Annotated in this window: 2 protein-coding genes; both read right to left on the bottom strand. The window is 72.8% G+C overall.

The features are described 5' to 3' along the window. A partial coding sequence (locus tag ABZ749_RS34590; RefSeq protein WP_357235490.1) for a DUF4118 domain-containing protein occupies positions 1-1,553 on the bottom strand: 1,553 nt, incomplete at its 3' end. Positions 1,554-1,626: 73 nt separating this feature from the next. Beyond that, on the bottom strand, positions 1,627-1,972 hold a 346-nt coding region (locus ABZ749_RS34585; protein WP_357235487.1), incomplete at its 5' end, for a potassium-transporting ATPase subunit C.

The following is a 1,972-nucleotide window of genomic DNA, read 5'->3' as shown; positions in this document are numbered from 1 at the left end:
GCCACGGCGAGGAACCCGGCGAGGAAGCCGAACTGCTGTCGCGACATGCTCACCTCCGGGCCGGTGGGCTTGGGCAGGGTGCCGCGGCTCTGCCCGGCCGGGGCCGCCTCCCGGGTACGCCGGGCGGCCACGTCGACGATCCAGCTCACGGCCAGGGCCACCCCGACGAAGACGGCCAGGGCGAGCAGGTTGTCCGCCTCGGCGATGGTGAGTGTGCGGAAGGGCGGGGTGAAGAACCAGTTGAGCAGCAGCGAGCCGCCGAGCGCGGCTACCAGGGCCGGCCACACCCCGCCGACCAGCGCGACCCCGACCACCCCGGCGAGGAACAGCAGGATGTCGTTCGTCAACGTCAGGTCGGGCAGGGTCTTCAGCAGCACCGTGAGCAGCGGCATGCCCAGCACCGCCAGGCCGAAGCCGAGCAGCCGGCGGCGTCGGGACAGCGCCGCCGGTACGGCCGCCGCCCTCCGGCCCTTGCCGGCCTGTTTGTGGGTGACCAGGTGCACGTCGATCGAGCCGGAGAGCGCAGTGGTGGTCACCCCGACACCTCTTGCGAAGATCTGCGCGAGGCGACCCCGCCGGCTGGCCCCCAGCACCAACTGGGTGGCGTTCACGCCCTGGGCGAAGTCCAGCAACGCGGCCGGCACGTCGGTGCCGAGCACCTGGTGGTACGTGCCGCCCAGGCTCTCCACCAGCACCCGTTGCCGGGCCAACTGGGCCGGGTCTGCCCCGGCCAGGCCGTCGCTGCGGGCCACGTGCACGGCGAGCAGGTCGGCGCCCTTGCTGCGGGCCGCGACCCGGGCTGCGCGGCGGATCAGCGTCTCGCCCTCCGGGCCGCCGGTCAGCGCGACCACCACCCGTTCCCGGGCCTCCCAGGTGGCTGCTATGCCCTGCTGGCTGCGGTAGCGGTCGAGTTGCTCGTCGACCTTGTCGGCCAGCCAGAGCAGCGCCAGCTCGCGCAGCGCGGTGAGGTTGCCGACCCGGAAGTAGTTGCCCAACGCGGCGTCGATCTTGTCGGGTCGGTAGATGTTGCCGTGCGCCATCCGCCGGCGCAGCGCCTCCGGGGTCATGTCGACAAGCTCGACCTGCTCGGCGGCGCGGACGATCTCGTCCGGCACGGTCTCCCGCTGGGTGGTGCCGGTGATCTGCGCGACGACGTCGTTCACCGACTCCAGGTGCTGCACGTTGACGGTGGACAGCACGTCGATCCCCGCGTCGAGCAGCTCCTGGACGTCCTGCCAGCGCTTGTCGTGCCGGGAACCGGGCACGTTGCTGTGCGCCAACTCGTCGACCACGGCGATCTGTGGTCGGCGGGCCAGCACCGCGTCCAGGTCCATCTCGGTGAACTCCGCGCCGCGGTAGTCGATGGTCCGGCGGGGCACCTGCTCCAGGTCACCGAGCATCGCGGCGGTGTGTTGACGGCCGTGGGTCTCCACGAAACCGATCACCACGTCGGTGCCGCGCGTGGCCCGCCGCTGGGCCTCCTCCAACATGGCGTACGTCTTACCGACGCCGGGGGCGGCCCCCAGATAGATGCGCAGTTCTCCGCGTGGCACGGGGACCATCCTCCCTGGTCAGATCGGCGGGCGGGGCCGCGCCCGGTGGGCACGACCCCGCCCGCGCGGGTGCTCAGCGTGCGGCGAACTGCTTGTCGAGCGCGAGGTTGAGCTCCAGCACGTTCACGCCGGGCTCACCCATGAAGCCGAGCGCCCGCCCGTCGGTGTGCTCCTTGACCAGCTTGCGGACCGCCGCCGGGTCCGCGCCGCGCTCCCGCGCGACCCGGTTCACCTGCAGCTCGGCGTACGCCGGGCTGATCTGCGGGTCGAGACCGCTGGCGCTGGCGGTGACCGCGTCGGCCGGCACCGCCGGGTCGGCGGGCGCCAGCCGGACGCCTGCCTCGTTGACCTCGTCGCCGGGTGCCTCGCTGTGGGCGGCGCAGAAGAGGGTGGCGCGGAAACCGCGCGACACCAACTCG

Origin of the sequence: Micromonospora sp. NPDC047753, assembly GCF_040642735.1 — a bacterium.
Lineage (GTDB): Bacteria > Actinomycetota > Actinomycetes > Mycobacteriales > Micromonosporaceae > Micromonospora.
Note: the sequence above shows the minus strand (reverse complement) of the source record. Positions and strands in the feature narration are given on the sequence as shown.